The sequence below is a fragment of the Bradyrhizobium sp. 62 genome (assembly GCF_023073035.1).
Classification (GTDB): domain Bacteria; phylum Pseudomonadota; class Alphaproteobacteria; order Rhizobiales; family Xanthobacteraceae; genus Bradyrhizobium.
On record NZ_JADPIT010000016.1, the window covers coordinates 333,661 to 336,612 of the forward strand.

The window sequence follows — 2,952 nt, forward strand, 5'->3', positions numbered from 1 at the left end:
AGGGAATGAGAGAGCGGTGGCCGCCTCACTCAGAAAGAGAGTCGACGACGCGACCATCTCGCCCGCCATCCCCTCACCCCTTCGCCATCGCGCGATAATCCAGGCGGCGGTGGAACCAGTATTGGTAGCCGCTGATGTTCTTCTGCATCGCGACGTTGACGAAGGGCTGGTACAGCGGGATGCGCGGGATGTCGCTGTAGGCGAGGTCGACGAAGCCCTTCACGTCGGCGTCGTAGGTCGCGGTGTCACCGGTCGCGGCAGCATTCCGCGCCCCGTCGATCAGCTTGTCCATCTCCGCCGACTTGTAGCTCATGGTGTTGAAGACGGAATTATTGCCGTGATAGCACCAGTAGAAGAAGTATTCGGGGTAATCGAGCCAGCCCGAGAACACGTTGGTGAAGAGCGGCATCTCCTTCTTGTTCAACTCGGTGCGCCAGTTGGCGCCGGGCACCTTGTTGATGGTGGTCTTGATGCCGATCTGGGCCAGGCTCTCCTGCACCAGCACGCAGAGCGGCTCGTTGACGCCGGCGAAGTTGAGGTCGAACGAGATCGTGGTCTCGAAGCCGTTGGGATAACCGGCTTCAGCCAGCAGCGCCTTCGCCTTGTCCATGTCGGTGTTGAATTTGTGCGGCTGCGGCCAGGCGACTTCGGTCGGCTTGTCCTTGGCGGCCCCGAACATGGGATTGGCCAGCCCGAACATCACCGCGTCCATGATCTTCTGATAGGGAATCGCGTAGGCGACCGCCTGACGCACTTTGGGATTGTCGAACGGCGGCTTGGTCACGTTCATGCCGATATACTGGATGCCGTTGGAGAACGGCAGCGACACCACGTTGAGCTTGCCGCTCGCCTTCATCTCCTGGAAATCCTTGAACGGCAGCTCGTAGGAGATATCGGCGTCGCCACGCTCCAGCAGCGCGCGGCGATTGCCGGCCTGCGGCACCATGCGCCAGATCACGCGCTTGATCTTCGGCAGCGGGCCGCCGACCCAATCGTCGTTGCGCTCCATCACCACTTCGGTGCCGGCGGTCCACTTCGTCACCTTGTAGGCGCCGGAGCCCGCGGTCTGCTGCTTGGTGAATTCGAGACCCCAGGGATCCTTCTCGCTGGCGTTCTTCTTCACCAGTTCGGAATTGATGATGCAGGGCACGATCACCGCGAGATCGGGGATCGTCAGCTTGTCCTTCTTCAGGAAGTCGACACGCACGGTGTAGTCGTCGATCACGACGAACTGCTCGGGTTTCGTGAGCGAGCCGGCGCTCATCTGGAAGGTGGGGAAGCCGCCGACGCTGACGGCGCGGTCGAGCGACCACTTCACGTCCTTGGCGGTGACAGGCGCGCCGTCGTGGAATTTGGCGTTCTTCTTCAGCTTGAAGGTGACCGACATGTCGTCGATCTTGAAGTCCTCGGCGAGCTCGCCCTTGAATTTGTCGCGGTCGTAATAGGGCACGCCGCCGGGGCCGGTCTTCATCTCGTGGCTGAGCAGGCGGTCGTAGCAATTCCAGGACACCTCATAGCCGGGCACGTTGGTGCCGACGCCGTGGATGTCGAGATTGTTGGGGCCGCCTTCCGAGACGATCAGCAGCGTCTCCGAGCGCGCATCGGCCATCGCCGACGAGATCACGGAGGGCATGGCCGGAAGCGCCGCGCCTGCGGCCAATCCGGAAACAGACTTGAGGAAATCGCGGCGCTTCATGAAATGGCTCCAACACAAAGTTTTCTGGTTGGAACTGGATTCGCAAGGTTCGTGCCAAGGCTTAATGAGAGTTTAAAACAACATAAGTCACTGATGTAGCCGCGAAAAATGGCCATCGCTTCGACTGTCGATCAGAAGCCGATCTCCAGCACGTTGCATACAAAGAAGCAGATTTGCATATAAAATGGGCTTTCTGGAACGATCGCTCATTGCGTGGGCGCATCTCGTCCCAAGTCACTCGGCTACTGATCCGCGGCAATCACCCCGGCCAGATCAGCTCCTGGAGCTCGACCAGATCGTCGGCCTCGTCCTGCCAACCCTCGATGCAGATGTGGTTGTTGAGGTCGCTGGCGCGATGCAGCAGCATCAGCGCCATCAGGCGGCGCTTGAGTGAATAATCGAGCTTCGCATAGCCGAAACCTTCGAGCAGGCTGCGTACCCTCCCCGGCCGGCCCGCTGCCATGAAGGCGCTGGGGCCGAGCAGATCGTAGTCGCGCCATCCCGCCAGCACGTCGCCGAAGTCGAACAGGCCGGCGAGCGACCATTGATCATTATGGCAGGCGAGCAGGAAGTTCTCCGGAATGTATTCGCCGATCAAGATCACCGGCGGCGCATCGATGGGAATGAGCGCGGCCGCGTCACGCAGGAGATCGTCGAGGCCGGCGAGGAATTTTGGCGCCAGGCCGAGACGCGTGTGCCGCGCGCGGCACGCCTGCATCTGGGCCCGCATGAAGTCGGCCCAGCGCGGCTCGATCTGCTCGAGCGGACCGAGCGGCGCGCGCTGCACGGTGGCGATGGTCTCGCCGATCTGGCGCAGCACGCGCTCCCTCTGCGCTTCCGCCAAGTGCGGCCAGACCTCCGAGCCGAGCGTGCCGGCAAGGCGTGTGATTGCGAGATAAGGCCAGCCGTCGCGCTCGCCTTCCGCGACGATCTCGGGGATCGGCAAATGGAGGCGGCCGGCAAGCTGGGTCAGCGAGCCGTGCTCGGAGACGAATTGCGCGCGGAGCAGCGGTGGGAAGATTTTCAGGATCAGGTTATCGCCGAAGCCGACGACGAGATTGGTGCCGGTGGCAAACACGCGCGGCGCGCTGATATCGAGACCGTGGCTGCGGGCAATGTCGATGGCGATCGGCAGCCATCGCGGAGGATCGGCGCGAAAGGCGCGAAAGCTGTCCGCGTCGGCGAAGTGAGGGAGTGTCATCGACATCGTAAACCAACTGCATGTGAGTTCGTCATGCCCGGGCTTGTCCCGGGCA

At 62.1% G+C, this 2,952-nt stretch carries 2 protein-coding genes; both read right to left on the reverse strand.

Features of this window, described 5'->3' with window-relative positions; genetic code table 11:
* Positions 1 to 73: 73 nt before the first annotated feature.
* The gene (locus IVB47_RS20610) at positions 74 to 1,696 is read right to left on the reverse strand and encodes an ABC transporter substrate-binding protein (protein WP_247463745.1); all 1,623 of its coding nucleotides are present in this window, start codon (positions 1,694 to 1,696) and stop codon (positions 74 to 76) included.
* 259 nt (positions 1,697 to 1,955) lie between these two features.
* Positions 1,956 to 2,903, reverse strand: a complete 948-nt coding sequence (locus IVB47_RS20615) for an aminoglycoside 3'-phosphotransferase/choline kinase family protein (RefSeq protein ID WP_247464071.1) — start codon at positions 2,901 to 2,903, stop codon at positions 1,956 to 1,958.
* Between the last annotated feature and the right edge of the window lie 49 nt (positions 2,904 to 2,952).

What these genes read in the sequence shown, in the direction of transcription:
- IVB47_RS20610 (WP_247463745.1), bottom strand. Translation starts at nt 1,696, where the DNA reads ATGAAGCGCCGCGATTTCCTCAAGTCTGTTTCCGGATTGGCCGCAGGC.
- IVB47_RS20615 (WP_247464071.1), bottom strand. Translation starts at nt 2,903, where the DNA reads ATGTCGATGACACTCCCTCACTTCGCCGACGCGGACAGCTTTCGCGCC.